General features: G+C 67.4%; 21 protein-coding genes. All 21 read left to right on the forward strand.

Annotation, left to right across the window (positions count from 1 at the left end; genetic code table 11):
* The first annotated feature begins 20 nt into the window (after positions 1-20).
* The 21 genes from OU996_RS15470 (at position 21) to OU996_RS15570 (ending at position 19,663) form a co-directional block, all read left to right on the forward strand.
* Positions 21-1,310: a DNA-methyltransferase gene (locus OU996_RS15470; protein ID WP_267582504.1), complete on the forward strand. Its 1,290-nt coding sequence runs from the start codon at positions 21-23 to the stop codon at positions 1,308-1,310.
* Positions 1,307-2,959: a DNA cytosine methyltransferase gene (locus OU996_RS15475; RefSeq protein ID WP_267582505.1), complete on the forward strand. Its 1,653-nt coding sequence runs from the start codon at positions 1,307-1,309 to the stop codon at positions 2,957-2,959. Before OU996_RS15470 ends, OU996_RS15475 begins: the two co-directional genes overlap by 4 nt.
* Entirely contained in the window at positions 2,956-3,132 is a 177-nt protein-coding gene (locus tag OU996_RS15480; protein ID WP_267582506.1) for a hypothetical protein, read from the forward strand. The genes OU996_RS15475 and OU996_RS15480 overlap by 4 nt, the downstream gene beginning before the upstream one ends.
* The gene (locus OU996_RS15485; protein WP_267582507.1) at positions 3,129-4,337 is read left to right on the forward strand and encodes a DUF7146 domain-containing protein; all 1,209 of its coding nucleotides are present in this window, start codon (positions 3,129-3,131) and stop codon (positions 4,335-4,337) included. The genes OU996_RS15480 and OU996_RS15485 overlap by 4 nt, the downstream gene beginning before the upstream one ends.
* Entirely contained in the window at positions 4,337-6,256 is a 1,920-nt protein-coding gene (locus OU996_RS15490) for a DNA primase family protein (protein ID WP_267582508.1), read from the forward strand. The genes OU996_RS15485 and OU996_RS15490 overlap by 1 nt, the downstream gene beginning before the upstream one ends.
* Positions 6,257-6,585: 329 nt before the next feature.
* Positions 6,586-7,362, forward strand: a complete 777-nt coding sequence (locus tag OU996_RS15495; RefSeq protein ID WP_267582509.1) for a hypothetical protein — start codon at positions 6,586-6,588, stop codon at positions 7,360-7,362.
* A 109-nt stretch (positions 7,363-7,471) separates the two neighbouring features.
* The gene (locus tag OU996_RS15500) at positions 7,472-8,014 is read left to right on the forward strand and encodes a hypothetical protein (RefSeq protein WP_267582510.1); all 543 of its coding nucleotides are present in this window, start codon (positions 7,472-7,474) and stop codon (positions 8,012-8,014) included.
* A 144-nt stretch (positions 8,015-8,158) separates the two neighbouring features.
* Positions 8,159-8,758 carry a hypothetical protein gene (locus OU996_RS15505; RefSeq protein WP_267582511.1) on the forward strand — a complete coding sequence of 200 codons (600 nt, stop codon included), beginning with the start codon at positions 8,159-8,161 and terminating at the stop codon, positions 8,756-8,758.
* Positions 8,755-10,773 (forward strand): phage terminase large subunit family protein, encoded by a 2,019-nt coding sequence (locus OU996_RS15510; RefSeq protein WP_267582512.1) that lies wholly within the window; start codon positions 8,755-8,757, stop codon positions 10,771-10,773. Before OU996_RS15505 ends, OU996_RS15510 begins: the two co-directional genes overlap by 4 nt.
* A 137-nt stretch (positions 10,774-10,910) precedes the next feature.
* Positions 10,911-12,482 (forward strand): phage portal protein, encoded by a 1,572-nt coding sequence (locus OU996_RS15515; protein WP_267582513.1) that lies wholly within the window; start codon positions 10,911-10,913, stop codon positions 12,480-12,482.
* Entirely contained in the window at positions 12,479-12,754 is a 276-nt protein-coding gene (locus OU996_RS15520) for a hypothetical protein (RefSeq protein ID WP_267582514.1), read from the forward strand. The genes OU996_RS15515 and OU996_RS15520 overlap by 4 nt, the downstream gene beginning before the upstream one ends.
* A gap of 12 nt (positions 12,755-12,766) precedes the next feature.
* On the forward strand, positions 12,767-14,020 hold the full coding sequence (locus OU996_RS15525; RefSeq protein WP_267582515.1) for a S49 family peptidase: 1,254 nt from the start codon (positions 12,767-12,769) through the stop codon (positions 14,018-14,020).
* Between the two features lie 11 nt (positions 14,021-14,031).
* Positions 14,032-14,406 (forward strand): head decoration protein, encoded by a 375-nt coding sequence (locus tag OU996_RS15530; protein WP_267582516.1) that lies wholly within the window; start codon positions 14,032-14,034, stop codon positions 14,404-14,406.
* 11 nt (positions 14,407-14,417) lie between these two features.
* Complete coding sequence (locus OU996_RS15535) at positions 14,418-15,446, forward strand: major capsid protein (RefSeq protein ID WP_267582517.1); 1,029 nt, start codon at positions 14,418-14,420, stop codon at positions 15,444-15,446.
* 7 nt (positions 15,447-15,453) lie between these two features.
* A complete protein-coding gene (locus tag OU996_RS15540) occupies positions 15,454-15,675 on the forward strand; it encodes a hypothetical protein (protein WP_267582518.1) in 222 nt (73 codons plus the stop codon).
* Positions 15,676-15,678: 3 nt separating this feature from the next.
* Positions 15,679-16,074, forward strand: coding sequence for a hypothetical protein (locus tag OU996_RS15545; protein ID WP_267582519.1), 396 nt, complete (start codon positions 15,679-15,681; stop codon positions 16,072-16,074).
* Entirely contained in the window at positions 16,074-16,829 is a 756-nt protein-coding gene (locus OU996_RS15550) for a hypothetical protein (protein WP_267582520.1), read from the forward strand. Before OU996_RS15545 ends, OU996_RS15550 begins: the two co-directional genes overlap by 1 nt.
* Positions 16,830-16,860: 31 nt before the next feature.
* Positions 16,861-17,139, forward strand: a complete 279-nt coding sequence (locus OU996_RS15555; RefSeq protein WP_267582521.1) for a hypothetical protein — start codon at positions 16,861-16,863, stop codon at positions 17,137-17,139.
* The gene (locus tag OU996_RS15560) at positions 17,139-18,650 is read left to right on the forward strand and encodes a hypothetical protein (protein ID WP_267582522.1); all 1,512 of its coding nucleotides are present in this window, start codon (positions 17,139-17,141) and stop codon (positions 18,648-18,650) included. The genes OU996_RS15555 and OU996_RS15560 overlap by 1 nt, the downstream gene beginning before the upstream one ends.
* A gap of 15 nt (positions 18,651-18,665) precedes the next feature.
* On the forward strand, positions 18,666-19,040 hold the full coding sequence (locus OU996_RS15565) for a hypothetical protein (RefSeq protein ID WP_267582523.1): 375 nt from the start codon (positions 18,666-18,668) through the stop codon (positions 19,038-19,040).
* 5 nt (positions 19,041-19,045) lie between these two features.
* Positions 19,046-19,663, forward strand: coding sequence for a hypothetical protein (locus OU996_RS15570; RefSeq protein WP_267582524.1), 618 nt, complete (start codon positions 19,046-19,048; stop codon positions 19,661-19,663).
* The last annotated feature ends 60 nt before the right edge of the window (positions 19,664-19,723 follow it).

Genomic DNA, 19,723 nt, shown 5'->3' on the forward strand with positions numbered 1-19,723 from the left:
GCATTCTCGACGGCCGGGTGATGATCCACCTCGGCGACGTGCGCGCGCGGCTGGCCGCGATGGCGCCGGACAGCGTGGATTGCGTCGTCACCAGCCCGCCCTATTGGGGGCTCCGCGACTATGGCGTTGACGGCCAGATCGGGCTGGAGCGGACGCTCGGCGAGCATATCGATGTCATGCTCGAGGTGTTTCGCCTCGTGCGGCGGGTGCTGAAGCCATCAGGCACGCTCTGGCTCAACTATGGCGACTGCTACGCCACCAGCCCGAACGGGCGCTCGGCTGCGGCCACGAAGGCCGCGGGTAAGGATGACCGGACTTTCCGGGACAAGCCGTTCTCGACCATTGGGCCGATCTATGATCCGGCCGGTGGTGCAAAGGGCGGCGGCGTTCGCGGCGAGAACAAGGGTAACGCCAACGACACACCGAGCGGTCGCATCGTCGCCGGTGGCGTGCTCAAGCCGAAAGACCTCTGCATGGTGCCGAACCGGCTCGCCATCGCCCTGCAGGAAGATGGCTGGTGGGTGCGCTCGGAGATCATTTGGGGCAAGCCGAACCCGATGCCGGAAAGCGCCCGCGACCGGCCGGCTACCGCGCATGAGAAGGTGTTCCTGCTCTCCAAGGCAGAGCGCTATTTCTTTGACTCGAAGGCGGTTCGGCAGGGTGCAGCGCCTGCATCGCTCGCACGCTGGGCGCAGGACGTTGACGCCCAGGCCGGCTCGGAGCGCGCGAACGCCGGGCAGCGACGCACCGCGCCCATGAAAGCGGTCGGCGGCCCTCGAACCAAACAGGGCGATATCGCCAGCAGTGCCGCAAGTGCGGGCGCATCGAGTGGTCGCCGCATGGCTGGCTTCAATGAACGCTGGGATGCACAGGAGAAGGTCCGCGCCTCTGCCGTCGCATCCCCGCGCCATGCCGGGCACATCAACCACACCGGCATAGAGGCCACTCCGCGCGGGCTTGGCCGCAACCTGCGCAACTACGAGCCCGCGCCGCTCGGTGTCTGGCCCGTGGCGCCGCAGCCCTTCTCCGACGCCCATTTCGCAACCTTTCCGCCGGAGCTGGCAGAGCGGTGCATCCTCGCCGGCTGTCCGAAGGATGGCCTGGTGCTCGACCCGTTCGGCGGCGCCGGCACCACGGGCCTTGTCGCTGCCCGCCACGGGCGCCGGGCGGTGCTGATCGAACTCAACCCCGACTATGCCGAGATCGCGCGCCGGCGGATCGAGCTCGACTGGAAGGTGCCTCAGGCGCCGGCATCGGTCGATTTCGGCCCGCTCTTCGCGGCGCCCGTCCAGCCGGAGGCCGCGGAATGACGCGCAAGATTCTTGTGGCCGACCTTCTCTGCGGCGCCGGCGGTTCGTCGACCGGTGCGGAGCGTGCGCTGATCGATCTCGGCTACAACGTCGAGGAGATAATCCTCACCTGTGTCAATCACTGGCCGACGGCGATCGACACTCACACCCGCAACCACCCGCGCGCCCGGCACTTCGTGCAGGACATCGCGACCGTGCGCCCGCATCTGCTGGTGCCGGAGGGTTATCTCGACCTGTTGATGGCTTCTCCGACCTGCACCCACCATTCGGTGGCGCGCGGCGGTAAGCCGACCAGCGACCAGCAGCGCAGCGACCCCTGGCACATCATCACCTGGCTCACCGAGCTCCGGGTGACGCGCATCATCATCGAAAATGTGTGGGAATTCACCGGCTGGGGGCCGGTCGACCCGAAGACGGGCAAGCCCATCGCGGCGCGAAAGGGCGAGTATTTCTGGGCGTGGATCAATGCCCTGAAGGCGCTCGGCTTCGAGGTGGAGTGGCGCAAGCTGAACGCCGCCGACTATGGCGACGCCACCACGCGCTCGCGCTTCATCCTGATGGGGCGCTCCGACGGGAAGCCGATCCAGTGGCCGACGCCGACGCACAAGCGCCGGGACGAGGCGGCCGAGGGTCTGTTCGCGGCGATGGATACGCGCAAGCCCTGGCGGCCGGCGCGCGACATCATCGACTGGTCGATCAAGGGCCGGTCGATCTTCAACCGCAAGAAGAACCTCGCGCCGAAGACGATGGCCCGCATCTATGCCGGCGCGGTGAAACACGGCTGGCCCGAGCCCTTCCTCGTCATCCTGCGCAACCATATGGCCGGGCAGAGCGTGGATGGCCCGCTGCCGACGATCGCGGCAAATGGCACCCATATCGGACTGGCGCAGCCGGTGCTGCTGGAGCCCTTCATCCTGTCGCAGGCCTCGGGCGGCGCGCCGCGCTCGGTGGCCGAACCGATGCCGACGCAGACGACGGGCGGCGCCGGCGGCGCCCATGCGCTGATCTCCCCCTATTACGGCTCCGGCTCGGGCGAGACGTGCACCGGCGCAGAGGAGCCGCTGCCGACGGTCACCACCAAGGATCGCTTCGGGCTTGTCGTCCCCGTCACCCAATCGGGCGGCGGCGCCACGGCGCGCGATGTCGCGCAGCCCATTCCGACGCTCACCACGGCCAAGGGCGGCGAGTTCGCCGTGGTCATGCCGGTGACGCACCATGACGGCAGCGACCGCGTGCGCGACACTTCTGAGCCGCTGCCGACCATCACCGGCGCCAACCGGGGCGAACTTGCCTTCATCGCCGCGCAGTTTGGCGAGCGCGCGGGGCAGGCGCCGCGCGTGCATGACATCGACGATCCGGCGCCCACTCTATGCGCCAGCGGCCGGGTGAACCTCGTCTCGGGCGAGGTGGACGGGCGGCAGTACGACATCCTGTTCCGCATGCTGGAGCCGCACGAGCTCGCCGCCGCCATGGGCTTCAACACCGAAGACCAGGCCTATGAGTTCGCCGGCACGAAGACAGAGCAGATCAAGCAGATCGGCAACGCCGTGAGCGTGGCGAAGATGAAGGCGTGCGTCGGCGCGATCATGGCCGACGCGGCGCCCCGGCGCCGGTCGCGGCCAATCGAGTTTCGGGAGGCGGCGGAATGATGCGCCCTATCTTCGCCCTGGTCCTCGGCTCGGTGGCGGCCCCGCTTTCCATCGGCATGGGGCTCATTGTGCAGGCCCTCTTTCCGGGCCTCGCCGGCACCATGGCGGGCATGATCGGCGGAGCGATCACCCTTCCCTTGCTGGTGGCGCTTGTGGGGATGGCGCGCTCATGATCTCCGAAGCTGCCCTCGCGGATCTGCGCCGCCGCAACCCGGTCGCCGAGGTGGCCGGCAAATGGGTCAGCTTGCGCAAATCCTCCTCGCCGAAATGGCAGATGGCCGGCCCGTGCCCGATCCACTCCTTGAAGCCGCACGCCAAGGATTCGACCGCCTTCGTGTGCGATGCCGAGCGCTGGGTATGCGCCGGCTGCGGCAAGGCCGGCGACGTCATCGCGCTGGTGATGGAGCGCGAGCACAAGAGTTTTCCCGAGGCCGTCGAATGGCTCGGTGGCGTCCAGGATGTCGACCCAGCGGAGGAGGCCCGGCGCGCGGCGGCGGCGGCTGAGAAAAAACGCCAGCAGGATGCCGCGACCGCGCGCTACCGCGAGGAGGAGCGCGAGCGGCTGCACCGCTGGTGGAAGCACGGCCAGCACTGGCGCGGCACGCCGGTGGAGACTTATCTGCGCGAGGTTCGCGGCGTGGAGATCCCCGCCACGGCGCGGCTGCGCTACCGTTTCGACACGCCCTTCACCGTGGTGGACGGGAAGGATGAATGGGGCAACGTGCTGTACCGCGTGATCCATCGCGGCCCGGCCATGCTGGGCGCCATCACGGCGCCGGACGGCCGGTTCTCCGGTCTGCACATCACCTGGCTGGATCTCGCACGGCCCAAGGGCAAGGCGGTGATCGTCGACCCGAAAACGGGCGAGGTTCAGCCGGCCAAGAAGATGCGCGGCACCAAGCAGGGCTGCGTGATCGAGCTGCTGCGCTGCGCCAGCCCGCACATGCTGGTGGCGGGCGAAGGTATCGAAACCGTGCTGTCGGTCTACACCGCCCGGCTGCGGCGGGGGCTGTCGATGGACGGCATCGCCATGTGGGCGGCGGGCGACCTCGGCAATCTGGCGGGGGCGGCGGCGATCGGCTGCTCGGAGCGGCATCCCGACCTGAAGGATGCCGCCGGCCGCACGCGGCGCGTGCCCGGCGCCACCCCCGACTTCGACCGGCCGGCCATGGTGGTGCCCGACAGCGTGGGCGACCTGCGGCTTCTGGCCGATGGCGACAGCGACCCGTTCTCCACCCGGCTGGTGATGGACCGCGCCGTTGCGCGCCACGCCCGGGAGGGCCGGCGCATCAGCGTGGCATGGCCGCAGCCGGGCCTCGACTTCGACGATATGCGCCGCGCGGCGCGAAACGCTGGCCAGCCGGCGGAGGTGGCGTGATGGACGACAAGCCGATCATCAACCCCGATGACGCCATCCTCGCCGCCGTGTTCCCGGAAGAGGCGGGCGCGCCCCCGGCTTCCCCCACGGGCGACGATCCGCGGCTGGGGAGCCAGGCGGAAGGGTGGGACAGCGCGCCGGAAAGCCGGGCGCCTGCCGACAACCCGTATGACGATGAGGACGGTGAGGACGGCGGCGACCCGCCTTTTGATGGCGATGACGCCCCGCCGCCCGGCTTCTCGCCGCAGGACCCGGCGCTGCTGGCATGTGCCGGCGAGCCACAGAACGACATCGGCAACGGGCGGCGGCTGCGCCATCGTCACGGTGCGGACCTCGCCTATGTGCCCAATCTCGGCTGGCATCGCTGGGACGGACGGCGCTGGTTTCGCGCGGAGGATGACGAGGACGATGTGCGCACCCTCGCCCACCATGCCTCGGAAGCCATCATGCTTGAGGCCTTCGTCATGGCGCCGACGCCAGCCGAAGCCGAGGCCATCACACGGGCGCAGGAGGCCGCGCTGCGGGTGGAGGAGATTCCGCACGAGATCAACGATCTCGACGACCAGGAACTGCCGAAGCGGGAAAAGGGGCGGCGCAGCTTCCAGCTGAAACGCGAGATGGCGGCGGCCAAGACCATCGTCGCACGCGGGCAGATGGCGGCGAAGGCCTGGGCCACGCGCAAGGCGCAGCGCCGGCGCTTCGCCACAGCGTCCGGCAATGCCGGCAAGCTGGACGGGATGCTCGGCGAGGCGCGGCCCTATCTGGTGCGGTCGCTAACCGAGCTCGACGCGGACCCTATCGCCTTCAATGTGCTGAACGGCACCCTTGTCTTCCGTCAGGTCGAGGAAGCGGATCTGGAATGCCCGGATCCAGACGAGGTGCGCACCCGCAAGGTCTGGCGCTTCAGCATCCTCCCGCATGAGCGGCGGCGGATGATGACCAAGCTCGCCCCGGTGTTCCATTGCCCGGAGGCAGGCGCCCCGGTGTTCCACGCCATGATGGAGCGCATCCTGCCGGACAAGACCGTGCGCGACTATCTGCAGCGCTTCTTCGGCTACTGCCTCACCGCGCTCACCACCGAGCAGATGTTCTGCATCTTCTTTGGCGAGGGCTCCAACGGCAAATCGACCCTGGTGGACGTCATCGCCCACCTGATGGGCGACTATGCCACCAGCGTGCCGGTGATGAGCCTCGTGACCGACGGCAACCGCAAAGGCTCGGAGGCGACGCCCGACCTCATTCGCCTGCCGGCCGCGCGCTTCGTGCGCTCCGCCGAGCCCAAGGAGGGCCTGCCGCTCGACGAGAGCCTGATCAAGGATTTGACCGGCGGCGAGCCGATCAATGTCCGGCGGCTGAATCACGAGTTCATCGAGGTCTATCCCCGGTTCAAGCTGGCGATCTCGTGCAACCGCAAGCCGGTGATCCGCGGCAATGACGACGGCATCTGGCGCCGCGTGTCGCTGGTGCCTTTTGAGGTGCAGATCCCGAAAGAGGAACGCGACAAGCGCCTGCCCGAGAAGCTGAAGGCCGAACTGCCCGGCATCCTCAACTGGATGATCGAGGGCGCACTCGACTATCTCAACCGTGGCCAGCTTGCCCCGCCCGAGGCGGTGATGGCCGCCACGCGCGAATATCGCGAGGAAAGCGACCCGCTGGGCGCGTTCGTCCGCTCGGCCATCGAGATCACGCACATGCCCCACGACGTGGTCGAGCAGGGGCTGCTCTACGAGGCCTTCAAGGTCTGGTGCGACCGGGAGGGCAAGACGCCCCTTGCCGCCACCACCTTCGCGCGGCGCATGCCCAAGACCGCGCACGACTTCGGCTTCGAGAAGGGCAAGAGCTCGCTGTCGGTCTACCTCGGCATCAGGGTCAAACCCGAATTCGAGCGGCGCGATCCCTCACGCACCCCGTTCGCCTAGCCCGCGGCTGGGGAGGCTGGCGCACGTCTGTACGACGCTTGGGAGCCTAGGGAGGCAAGGGAGGCTGGCCGTTCCGGTGGGGCGGTTCTTCCGGGGGTAGCAGGGGCAACGGTTTGTGTGGGTTGTTGGGAGGCAAGGGAGCCTAGGGAGCGTAGCGCGCGGGTACACGTGAGCGATGATCTGGAGAGCGCGAGAGTTCTGCGGTTCTCGATTGGATCGGTTCTCTATGTAGCGGGCGCTTTTATCCTCCCTTCCCTCCCTATCCTCCCATCAATTCGGGATGTTCTAGAGAATTCAAAGGCTTGGCAAAGCGAGAATAGGGGTGGGTGATGAACCATCTTCCCTCCCTATCCTCCCTAGCCTCCCAAATGAGGGGAAATAGGATGAAACAGGCAATCGACATCGAGGATCTGCTGGTCTGGGCTTATCGGGACATGCAGGCGGAGCAGCTCTGGGACGATGACACCTCCTCTCGCCTTGGCATTGCTTCTGGCTGGGGCGCCATCGCCAGCGTCGGGGCTTATGGTGCCGTGGTGCAGTCCTCCAGCTACATTCCCGAGCCCGGTGATCGCGACGACGCGGCGCTGGTGCACCGCACCGTGCTTGGATTGGACGACGCGTTCCTCGTGAAGGGCCAAGGCGGCTTGTCGGTTTATGACCGGGGCCTCCTGGCGGAGGCCGGTTGCACGCTGGTGGAGCGTTCGGGCGAGCGGCCTTTGATGATCCAGCCGGACGGCGTGGCAGTGCCGCTCGAGCGTGTCGTCATCTCGGTCTACCTCGTGTTGCATGCGCGCGTTGCCAGCCGCCCGGATTGCTACGCCGATGTGGCGCGGCGGCGGGGCCGCCCGACCAAGGATGGTGAAGTGGCCGAGGGGCTGACCTATGACGAGATGATCCACGCCCGCGCGGTCTATGCCGTGTGGCACGCCGCGCTCGGTATTCTGGCCGGCGATCTCGCCGGGCGCCTTGCGCGCTGGGAGCCGACGGCGCCGAAAGCGAACGAAGCACCGTGGCTCCAGCCGCGCCGCCGCGTGCTGGAGGTCGTTTCAGGCGATAATTCCGAGGCACCTAAGCCTTTGAAGCGGCGACGGAATATCCCGTGTTGACGCCGCGAGCCTATTGACGGATATTGCAACTTGTCAAATGAATGCCCGGCTGGCCCCCGCCCGCCGGGTTTTTTGTTGCCCGGCAACGGACCAACGGGGAGGCAGTCATGTGACCCCCGACATCCACTACGACGCGTCAGACTTCCAGCGGGTGGCCGATCTGTTCGGCCGCCTGCCCCGCGACATGCAGGTGATCGCCTTCCGCCGCGCGGCGGGCCGAACCCGTTCCGTGACCGAGCGCCACTATGCGCGCTTCGCCTCGCGGCACATTGATGTGGCGCAGAAGCACATCAAGGCGCGCATGCGGTCCGCTCTCGACGCCGAGGGTGTGACACTCACGGTGAAGTCGGCCAACATCCCGTTGAACGAACTCGGCGCAAGTCAGCGTGGCTACGGCGTCCACGTCCGGGGGCGCGGCCGATATGAGGGCGCCTTCATCCCCAAGACGGGGGCAGCGGCTGCCGCCGGTCTGGTGCTCAAGCGCATCGGCGCGGATCGCTTGCCGACGAACATGCTGTTCGGGCCGAACCCCGCGAACGCCGTCGCACGAACGCCGAAGGTCTACGAAGACCTGCTGAGCGAGATCGCACGCGGCGAGTTCACGTCGGTCATCCTTCAGCAGATCGCCTTCCTGCTCTCCCGGCGCGGCTGACCCCTCGCCCCCCGTGGCCGGCGGGCCACACCCCGCCCCCCGGTTCAGGGACCGTACCCCCTTCCCAAAGCCCTGCGGTCCCGGCGGAGCGCGGGTTTCTGCCAGTGAAACAGTGATTTAGCTTGGGTTGACAGGGTTGACAGCATGGCGAGCCCAGTTGACAGCGGGCCACGCGTCATGTGGTCGGTCTCCCAGATCGCGGAACGCGACGGCATTTCAAAGCAGGCTGTGTCCAAGGTGGTGCAGTCGCTGATCGCGGGGCACGACATCCCGGTGGAGCGGGACAGCCGGGGCCGCGTGGCGCGGGTTTCCCTCGCCCATTACGACCATCATCGCGGGCAGTTCGCGAACCCCGCCAAGGTGGCGGCGGCGCGGCCCTCGACACCTGGCCCGCTGGCGGACACGCGTGGCGACTCGTTCGACGAGGCCCGGCGGCAGAATGAGTGGCTCAAGGTCGAGCGGGAGAAGCTGGCGCAGGCCCAAGAGCGAAAGCAGCTGGTGCGGGCGGACCTCCTGACCGAGGCCCTGGAGCGGGTCGGGCGCGAGATCCAGAGCCTTGTCGCCCGCCTGCCGAATAAAGCGGATGACCTCGCCCTGGCCGGCGCCAAGGAAGGCGTTCACGGGGTGCGGATCGCGCTTCGGGCCGCCGCCAATGACATCAACACCGCCATCGCGGATGCCCTTGCAAACATCGCTCACCTGGCCCCGGTGGCCGACCCGGCGCAGACGGACGAACCCGCATGACCATTCACGCCGGCGCGCTGCATCTGGTCGCGAGCCGGCTGGCGGCGGCGATCCGGCCGCAGCCACCGGTGCCGTTCGTGCAGTGGCTGGCGCGGAACATCGTGCTGGTGGACGGTGAGAAGAAGGGCGAACTGTGGTCGGCGGCGGACGCGCCCTATCTGGTCGAGCCGGCGCAATGCCTCTCCATTGAGCACCCGTGCAATCTCATCACGATCCGCAAGGGACAGCAGACCGGCGCCTCGATCCTCGGCCTCGCCTGGTGCCTCTATCTCGCCGACGTGGCGCCGGACAACATCATCTATGGCGTGCCGGGCATCGACGCCCTGCAGGACATCAACGGCAAGAAGCTGCAGCCGCTGATCGACGCCTGGCAGAAGAAGACGGAAAAGCGGATCATCTTGCCGTCGGTCGCCCGCTCGGGGGCAGGCTCCACCGTCTACGAGAAGCGGTTCGCCGGCGGCTATATCACCCTCGCCAATGCGAATGTGGCGATGGCGCTGTCGATGCACACCTGCCGCTATGGCGTGAAGGATGAACTGTCGAAGTGGAGCGAGACGGCAAACGGCGACGACCCCGAAAGCCTGTTCTTCGGCCGCTTCACGGCCTTCCGCCGGCAGAAGTCCTACAAGATCCTCGAAATCTCAACCCCGGAAATCGACAGCGGCGACGAGCTCGGCGAGGCGCCTGGACATTGCCGGATCGACCGGAGCTTCCGCCGCTCGGACCAGCGGTTCTGGCACATTCGCTGCCCTGAGTGCCCGCCGGAGGATAACTTCGAGTTCGTGCAGCATGAGGGTGGCTTCCATATCGACCGGAAGCACCCGCACAAGAGCTACTATGTGTGCCCCAACTGCGGGCACCCGATTAGCGAAATGGAGCGGGTCGCGGCTGTTCGCGGGGGGCGCTACATTGCCACGCGCGAGGGGCCGGACCTTCACCCCGGCTTTCACATCGACGCGTTTATCTCGCTCATGATGAGCTATGAGGCCATCGCCAACGACAAGCTGGAGGCCGAGAAGAAGGGCGAGCCGGGCGTCAAGGGCTACACCAACCTGACCCTCGCCCTGCCTTTCGCGATGCGCGGCAACGCGCCCGACCACCAGCGGCTGATGGAACGCCGTGAAGCCTATGCGCCGGGGGTGATCCCGGCGGATGGGCTCATCTTCGTGGCGGGCGTCGACGTGCAGGGCGATGGCCTCTGGTACGAGTTCGTCGCGTTTGGGGAGGACCGGCAAAGCTGGGACGTGGAGGCCGGGTTTCTCGCAGGCTCAACCGACGACCCGAAGACTGGTGCTTGGGCGGCGCTCGACGAACTGCATCAGAAGCTCTGGCCGGATGCGCATGGCAATATGCGCCGGGTCGAGGCGATGGGGGTGGATGCGGGCGACGGCAACCGCACCACGCAGGTGATCGAATGGTGCCGACGCCACGGCAATGCCTACGCCATCAAAGGACAGACCGGGCGCGGCGTGCCGGCGATCGGGCAGCCGACGAACAAGTCGGTCAAGAAGAACGGCAAGCCGCAGAAACTGCGGGGCGGCAAGGTCTGGCCGGTCGGCACCTGGTCGCTGAAGGGAGAGTTCTACGGCAACCTGCACCGTGTCGGTCTCGCGGGCGGTGCGGAAGCGGACCCGCCGGGCTATTGCCACTTTCATCAGGGCTTGGGCGAAGAATATTTCAAGCAGATCACGGCTGAGTATTTCGACCAGAAGCTGGTCAAGGGCCGCTTCCACGAGGAATGGAAGAAGATCCGCAAGGATAACCATCTGCTCGACGCACGGGTCTACGCGATGGCTATGGCGGAGCTGCTCGGCATCTCCCGGCTGACCCGTGATGGCTGGGCCGCTCTGCGCGCCCGGTATGCCGTGGCGGCGACTTCCGACCTGTTCGCGGGCGAGACGGTGCGGCAGGCCGCGGGGACAGCACCCTCGGCACCCGAAGCCTCTCCAGCATCTGCGACGCCGGCCCCAGCCGCGCCGAAGGCACGCTACCGGCCCACGGGCTGGAAACGCTAGAATGACAGGGCTTGATCATGGTCGGAGTTGCGGAACTGGTTCGGCGCGCCGTCGGCTGGGGTTCCCCCGCCGTCTCGCGATCTGACCCACTCCCTGCCTCCCTCCCTGCCCCGGCCATCCGCCCGCAGGCGCGCTATTTGCGCGACGGTGGGGCGGGCGTACTCTCCATGCGCCGCGCGGTGACGCGGGACGGGTGGCGCGACGTCTATGAGGCCGGCGAGCGGGCTTACGCTCTGGCGCTCGACTTCATGCACAATAGCGGGTGGATCGCCGGGGCTGTCGACCAGCTGATCGTCGACACGGTCGGCGTCGAGATGACGCTGAACCTGCGTCCGGACCTGTCGCGGTTTGGTTATGACGACAAGGAGGCCAGCGACTGGTGCTCCATGGTCGAGGGCGATTTCTATCGCTACGCCGGAAACCCACGTGAATGCGATCTCGCCGGCAAGGCGACGCTGATGGAGATGCTGGACGGCGCCTTCCGCCACTTCATCCCGGGAGGCGAGGCGCTGCTGGTATCGTCGTTTCTGACGCCGCAGCAGCGCGCGGCCTATGGTGTTACGACCGGCACGAAGTTCAGCCTGGTGGCGCCGCATCGCCTGGTGCGGACGACCAATGAGTTCGACCGCCTGTATCAGGGCATTTTTCACGACGAGAACAACCGGCCGATCCGCTATCGCTTCAAGGAGCGCGAACGCGGAATGGACAGCGAGCGGGATATCACGGCGTTCGACGGGGCAGGCCTGCCACAGGTGATCCACGTGATGGATCGCGGCGTGAACCCTGACAGCCCCCGCGGCATCAGCCCGCTGGCGCCGGTGATGAAGACCATCGCGCAGGCCGACCAACTGGCCGATGCGACGCTGACGAAGGCGCTGATCGCCGCGAACTTCGCGGCGACGATCACCAGCCCGGAGCAGAGTCTGCAGGCTTTCGAGGCGATCCAGACGCTCGGCGAAACGCCGATGCCCCCGAGCTTTCCAGGCACGGACGAGGATTGGCGGACCTATCTCGGCGGCTTGTGCCAGGACATGGTGGACCTCTGGCATGTGCGCATGGAGGCGGTGAAGGAAGGCAGCGTCGGGCTGACCAATGGGAGCCGGGTCGGCCATATCGGACCCGGCGAGAAATTCGAGTTCCATACGCCGGACGTACCCGGCGACAACTACCTGCCCTTCCAGAAGAACATGCAGCGCGAGGTCGCCCGCTGTCTCGGCCTGACCTATGAGAGCTATACCGGCGATCACGAGGGGGCGACCTATACCTCCGAGCGCATGGGTGGGGCGACCATCTGGCCGATCGCGGTGCGCCGCCGTGCCCGCATCGTCCTGCCGCTCGCGCGCGGCGTGCTCATGTGCTGGCTCGACGAGCAGATCGCTTCCGGGCGCATCCCGTTCAAAGGCGGCTATCGCGCCTTCCGGGCAAACCGCGAGGCCGTGTGCACCGCCGTTTGGCAGGGGCCGTCGAAGCCGAGCGCCGATGCCTACAAGGATGCGCTGACATCGAAGGTGAAGCTGGAGAAGGGCCTCACCACGCTTGCGGCGGAGTATGGCGCCGACGGCAAGGATTGGGAGCAGGAGATCGAGCAGCAGGCGCGCGAGGTGCAGCGCCTGAAGGATCTCGGCCTGCCCAACCCCTACCAGGCAATGAGTGGCGGCGCCGGGCCGAATGGCGGTGCGGCGGACGGGCTGCGGGAGCCGGCACAATGAGCACGGTCGGAATCGACGGCGCGGTCATCGACATTGATGACCCGTGCGCGCTGTACACCGCGCTCTATGCGGTGAAGCTGAAGCTGCTCTCGGGCGAGCGGACCGAGGAAATCGAGGTTCGCTCGCCGCTCACCAACCGACGCACCCGCTTCGGGCCGAGCAACATGCCGGCGCTCGAGGCCGAGTTGCGCTCGCTGGCCCGGGCCTGCGACGCGAAGAACGGGAAGCGCACGCGCTTCGCTCTGGCTGGTCGCGTCACGCGCCCCTACTGAGGATCCACTCACATGCGAGCCTTCGACGCGGTTCTCGGCACCGCTTGGGCCATGCTGCCCGAAGCGCTGGAGACGATGCTCTCCATTGCGCTCCGCGAGAATGACATCACGCCCGAGGCACTTGAGGCCTATCGGGCGCAATCCGTCGGACGAGCGGAGACGCTGGAACAGCGCGATGGTGTCGCCGTCCTCAATGCGATCGGACCTCTTTTCCGGCGAGCAAACCTGTTCACCGCGATGTCCGGGGCAACCAGCTACGAGATCATGCGTCGCGACCTGCAGGTGGCGCTTGATGATCCCGCGTTGCGGGCCGTCCTGCTGAACCTCGACACGCCGGGCGGTGATGCGAACGGGATCGACGAACTGGCAAAGGCAGTTTCGGCCGGCCGCTCGGTGAAGCCCATCGTCGCCTATGTCGGCGGCCAAGCGGCGTCGGCCGGGTACTGGCTGGCTTCGGCGGCGAGCGAAATCGTGGTGAGCGATACCGCGACCCTCGGCTCGATCGGCGTCGTGCTTAGCGTCACCAAGCGCGAGGCATCGAGCGGGGCCAAAAGCTTCGAATTTGTCTCCAGCCAGTCCCCCTTGAAGCGGGTCGACCCCGAGACGGAATCGGGCGCCAGCGAATTGCAGCGCCTCGCCAACGATCTCGGCCAAGTGTTCGTCGAGAGCGTCGCCACGAACCGGGGCCGCACCGTCGAACAGGTGATGGCGGACTTCGGCAAGGGCGGAATGCTCGTCGGCGCGAAAGCCGTGGCCGCCGGGCTCGCTGACAGACTCGGCACTTTCGAGGGCACGCTCGCCCAACTCCAGAATTCCGGCCGGTCGCCCGGCCGTTTCACCCGCTCAGCAAGAGGAACCAAGATGAGCGAAGACACCCAGCCGGGCGCCAAGGAGTTCTCGGCGCTCGAGGAAAGCAACAAGGCTCTGTCGGCCCAGGTCACGGAACTGACCAAGTCGCTTGCCGATCGTGATCGACGCGACGCCATTCTCGCCCTCGATGAGGCGCAGGGTCGCGAGGCGCAGGCCAAGGAACTGGCGGCTTCCGGCGTTTCGGTCGATGCGGCGAAGAAGATCCTCGCGGCCGGCCCCAAGGCCTCCGCCGGCGCGGATGACGAGGAAGGCGCCGACCTTCCCAACGCGCAGGCCTATGCCGCGCAGCGGGGCGCCGGTGCAGGCGCAGCGGCGCCGGGCGGGAAGCCGCCGACCACCAAGGGCGACCGCAGCGTGCTCGCTGCCGCCGTCACCAGCTTCAACAAGCGCCGCTGACGGAGGGTCTGATGGCTGTTCTTACCGAAGATCTGGCCCGCCCGGGCCACTACATCATCTCCGAGGCGAACGGCTATCGTTCGCGCGATGAGATCACCGTCGCCAGCGGCGCCGGCGTGCTCAAGGCCGGCCGCGTGCTCGGCAAGGTCACCGCCTCTGGCAAGTATGTGAACTACACGCCCGGCGCGAGCGACGGCAGCCAGAATGCCGCGGCCATCCTCTACCAGGGCTGCGACGCGACCTCGGCGGATGTGCGTCGCACGATCACCGCGCGCGACAGCGAGGTGCAGGCCGATGTCCTCAATTGGGGTCCGGCCGTCACCACTGACACCCACAAGAACACCGCCCTGGCCGCGCTCGCGGCTCTCGGCATCATCAGCCGCTGAGGAGCGCGACCATGGCTCTTGTCGTTGACGTCTTCAATCAGAACGCCTTCGGCGCGATCGAAGTCCAGGAAGAGATCGTCGAGAAGATTGATTACAAGCCGCAGCTCCTCGGCGCGCTCGGTCTGTTCGAGCCGATCTATTCCCGCTCGCGCACCATCGCCATCGCCGCCAAGGATCGGACGCTCACGCTGATCCCGACCTCGGCCGACGGCTCCCCGCCGGAGGAACTCGTCCCGCAGGGCGCCAATGTGCGCACCTTCAACACGGTGCGGCTGGCCAAGGGCTCGACCATCTTCGCTTCCGAACTGGCCGGCGTGCTCGCCCTGCCCTTCGACCAGCAGACGAAGGAAATCACCCAGGAGGTGACCGAGCGCTCCGGGCAGATCCTCGACGATCTGGATCTCACCTGGGAGCACATGCGGTTCGGCGCCGTGCAGGGCAAGGTGCTGGACGCCGACGGCACCACGGTGCTGGTCAACTGGTACACCGAGTGGGGTGTGTCCGAGCCCGCCGAGATCGACTTCGAACTGGACGATGCGGCGACCGACGTGCGCAAGAAGTGCCGCGACGTGAAGCGCACCATGATGAAGGAGTCCAAGGGCGTCTGGACGCCGTCGACCACCGTCGTGGCGCTTGCCGGCGACAGCTTCTTCGACAAGCTGGTGAATCACCCGCAGATCAAGGAGACCAAGCTCGGCAGCGAGCGGGCGGCGGCGCTCGAGAACATCGAGGGCTATTCGTCGATCGATATCGAGGGCATCACCTTCATCAACTATCGCGGCACCGACGACGGTTCGAAGCTCGCCATCGGCACCGACAAGGTGCGCTTCTTCCCGCGCAATGCGCGCGGCGCCTTCAAGGTGGGTTTCGGCCCGGCGAATGAGTTCAAGCCCTACCTCAACCGGCGCGGCCAGCCCTATGTTGGCCTGGTGCTGGCGGACCCCTCCGGGCGGGACGCCTGGGACCGGGTGGAAATGTACAGCTACCCGCTCTTCATCTGCACGCGGCCGCTGATGCTGCTGCGCGGCAAGATGCAGTGAGGCTGACATGGCAACCATCACTCAGGCGGGCTTCTATGGCGGGCGCTATTTGCGCGTCGGCACCGAGGTGCCCGACGCCATCATCGCCGCCGCGCTTCCCCCGGCGGAGGCGACGCCGGATCTCGACAGCATGACCAAGGTCGAGCTTCTGGCCGAGGCGGAGCGGCGCGGCGTGTCGGTGAAGGAATCTGACACCAAGGCGGAAATTATCGCCGCGCTCCAGGCGTAGCCCATGTCCTGGGATGACGCGCTGGCCCGCGCGGATGAGGCCTGCGCGGCGTATTTCGACACGGTGGCGTTCACCGTCGTGCCCATGCGCAAGCCCGGGCGGGATGTGAACGGGGCCCTTGAGCCGGACCCGACGCGGCCCGGCTTTTCCTTCCACGGCTCGCTCGATACGGCGCCGGAGCTCAATGCCTTTGCCGGCAGCCGGTCGGGCGGGGCGGATGAGCGAAGCCGGCGGCAGGTGAGCCGGGTGTGCCTGACAGCGCTGATGACGGGCTGGCCGTGGACACCGAAGCAGGATGACCGGCTGCGGACGGAGTCGGCGCTCTATCAGCTGGTCGCGGCGCCCGAGACGGACGGCTCCGGCCGCGCCGTGCTCTGGCTCAACAGGATATCCGCCTGATGCTTGCCGCCGCCGCCCTCCGCCTCGCCGTGATCGAGGCCCTGTGCCCAACCGCCGCCGTGCGCGGCGAGGACGGTGCCACCTTCCCGACGCTGGCCGAGCACCGCGTGTTCGACAGCCGGCAGATCCTGGTCGACGAACTAGACGACGCGCGCCCCTACACGCCCAGCATCTCGGTTTATGTCGAGGATGTGCGGGTGGAGCGGCGGGGCGATGCGGCGCCCTCCGTGCGCGGCAACCCGACCTGCACGCTGGTGATTGTCACCGAACTGGCCGAGATCGCACGCGATCCGGACGGAGACGCGGTCCGGCAGGAGAACGGCAATCTGGCGACGATGGCGCTTGTCGATAGCGATCCGCGTCAGCGCCTGGTGCTGGAGGCGCTGACGGCGCAGGTGCGCAAGGTGATCGTGCGGGGGCCCGAGGCTGTGGCTGTCCGCAGGGTGATGAAGGCGGTGCAAAGCATCGAGCTTGAGGCATTCTCGCTGCCGCAGCTGAGCCGCCGCTGGCTGCGCTATCTCATGCTGGTCTCCTGCGAGATCGCCGACGACAAGTTCACCGATGCTCCCGGCCTGCCGGAGCCGCTGCGCTCGGTCGCGGCGGAACTGCCGGATGGTTCCTATGCCAAGGCCAAGCTCGCCGAGCTTGGTGCCGCCTTCCTCGCCACCAGCCGCGACGCGCTCGACGGCATCGACGTGATCGCCAGCGTGAACGGCGTGCCGGTGATCCGGCGGCCCGAAGCCACGCCGGACTGACCCACTCCACCCTCTCGACACGAGGCAGACCATGACGCGCTACCGCGCCAAGACGGGGGCTCGCATCCCCATGCCTGACCGGCCGGGGCAGCAGGTGCCCGAGGCCGGCGAGGGCATCAGCGTCAACGAACTCAACCCCTATTACCTGCGCCTGATCGCCGACGGCGACCTGGTGCCGGTGACCGATGAGATGCTCGAGGCCTCGGTGAGCGATGAGCCTCCCGAGGCATCGGTGACCGATGAGACGCCCGCGGCCCCGGCGGCCGGCAAGACGGGCAAGGCTTCCGCCAGCCGCGAAGGGACCAACTGATGGCCATTGGCTTCAACTATATCCCCGGGAATATCCGGGCGCCGATCATCGCCTTCGAGGTCAACTCGGGCGGGCAGTTCGAGAGCGTGTCGCGGCTCGTGCTCATGGGCCACAAGAACAGCGGCGCGCCCCTCTCGGACAATGTGCCCACGCGCTGCAACAGCGTGACCGACGCCATCGCGCAGGCGGGCAAGGGCTCGATGCTGGCCGAGATGGTCATCGCCGCCCGCCGTAATGCGCCGGCGCAGGACATCTGGCTGATCGCGGTGCCCGCCACGGGCACGGCCGAGGTGCGCACGCTGACCGTCGGCACCGTGCCGGCGAATGGCGGCTATGGCGCGATCGAGATCGCCGGTGCGGGCATCGACATCACCATCGGCGCCGGGGATTCGGCGGCGGCGGTCGCGACCGCGCTGGCGGCGCTGATCAACGCCTATCAGGATCCGCTCACCAAATCCGCCCTGCCCTTCACGGCGGCGGCGGCGACCAATGTGGTGACGCTGACCGCCCGCCATACCGGTGCAATCTTCAACACGGTTGACATCAACATCCCGGCGCTCGCCTCCGGCAATGTGCTGTCCGGTCTGCTGACGGTCGCCACCCCCACGGCGGGCAGCGGCACGCCGAACCTCTCGGCCGCGCTGGCGGCGCTGGGTGACGACCCGTTCGACTGGTGGGTGACGCCCTTCGCCGACGCGACGAATATGGGCAGGTACAACACGGCGCTGTCGGATGTGTCCGGCCGCTGGGCCTGGCTGCGGCAGAGCTACGGCCACGTCTTCACCACGCTGACCGACACGAGCGCCAACCTCACCACCTTCGGCCTCGGCTACGACACGCGCCACATCAGCCTGCTGCCGCGCATCGCCGGCGGCGGGGATGCGACGCCGCCCTGGGTGTGGGTGGCGGCGCTGGCGGCGCGCGTGGTGCCCTGGCTTTCGGATGGCGCGCTCGGCAATGTCTCGCGCAACCAGACGGGCCTCGTCGTCGAGGGCGTGCTGGCGCCGCGCGATCGCACGAAGTGGATGAACGATTACGCCACGCGTGACGCGTTCATCGGCTCGGGCCTCTCGACCTATGGGGTGCGCACGGATGGTGCGGTGACGATCGACAAGATCGTGACCATGCAGCGCACCGACGGCGCGAACAATGTCGACACCACCTTCCGCGACATCCAGAAGATGGGGCAGCTCATGTATGCGCTGCGCCGCTTCCGGGCGCGGCTGCAGGCGGAGCATGGCGGCAAGGCCATCGCCGACGATAACCCGGGCAATCTGCTGGCCATCACCACCGTGGCGGATATCCGCGCCACCATGGCGGCGACCTATCGCGAGATGCCCGGCGTGCTCGAGAACGCGGAGGCCTTCGTGGCCAATCTCGACGTGCAGCGCAATGCCGACAACCCCAACCGGGTCGACATCTACGCGCCGCTCGACATGGTGAACCCGCTCGACGTGCTCGCCGCGAATGCCCGCATCTACAGCCAGTACACCGCCTCGATGGCGGCCTGATCGGGAGACGAGACCATGGCCGACAATGATTTCGGCGGGACGATGAAGTTCCGCCTCGCCGATGGCACCAACATCTCGCTGCGCGGCACGTTCAATCTGAGCACTGCCGGCACGTCGATCGAGACCCTCACCAACCAGGATGGCTCGCTCGCCCGGGTGGGCACACCCAAGCCGCGAACTGCCGAGATCAGCTTCGAGGATTCGGGCCTCGATCACGACGCGCTGATGAAGGCCGGGCGGCAGGACATGTACATCACCGAGGAGTTCACCGGTGTGACGCATGTCTTCGTCCGCGCCTTCTTCTCCGGTGAGCCGATGACCAACCGGCTGACCGGCGAGGTGACCGGCGCCACGATCAACGCGCCCGACTATCAGCGGCTGGGTGGGTGAGCGGCGTGGCCGATATCGAGATCCGGATGAACCTGGACAACGTTCTCGGCCGCTTCGCCAACCAGCTCGGCCACCTTCGCCAGAAGGAGATGAACAAGATCCTGCAGCGCGGCCTGGCGCGCACCGGCAACAAGGCGAAGACGCAGGTCATCCGCAGCCTGACGCGGCAGACCGGCCTTCGGCGGCAGGTGCTGGTGCGGGCGGTGCAGTTCCGCAAGCCGAGTTATAAAGACTTGACCTATGAGCTGAAGACAGAGGGCGGCAATATCGCGCTGAAATACTTCCGGCCGCGAGAGACCGGCAAGGGCGTCAGCGCCGCGCCGCAGGGTGGGCGGCGCGTGTTCCCGAGCACCTTCATGCGCGCCGGCTGGTGGCCCCACCGGGTGGACAAGCCGGGATGGGGCGGCCACGTCTTCGAGCGGACCGGCGTGAAGACCAAGAACGGCAAGGATGCGTTCCGAAAAGTCAAATCTGGCGTGTACATCCCGGAGGAGATGCTGCGCGGCGAAACCGTCGCCCGCTGGCGCGAGGTGGTGAATCGCGACCTCGAGAAGGATGTCGAGCACCAGATCGGGTTCGCACTGAACATTTATGCGGCGTACCCGCGTAAGCCGGGGAAGTGACCTTTAGAGGGCCAGGATATGCAAGCCGAAGATGAGCGCCGATTGGCTATGATTCTGGAG

It is taken from the genome of Ancylobacter sp. SL191, from assembly GCF_026625645.1.
Taxonomy (GTDB): domain Bacteria; phylum Pseudomonadota; class Alphaproteobacteria; order Rhizobiales; family Xanthobacteraceae; genus Ancylobacter.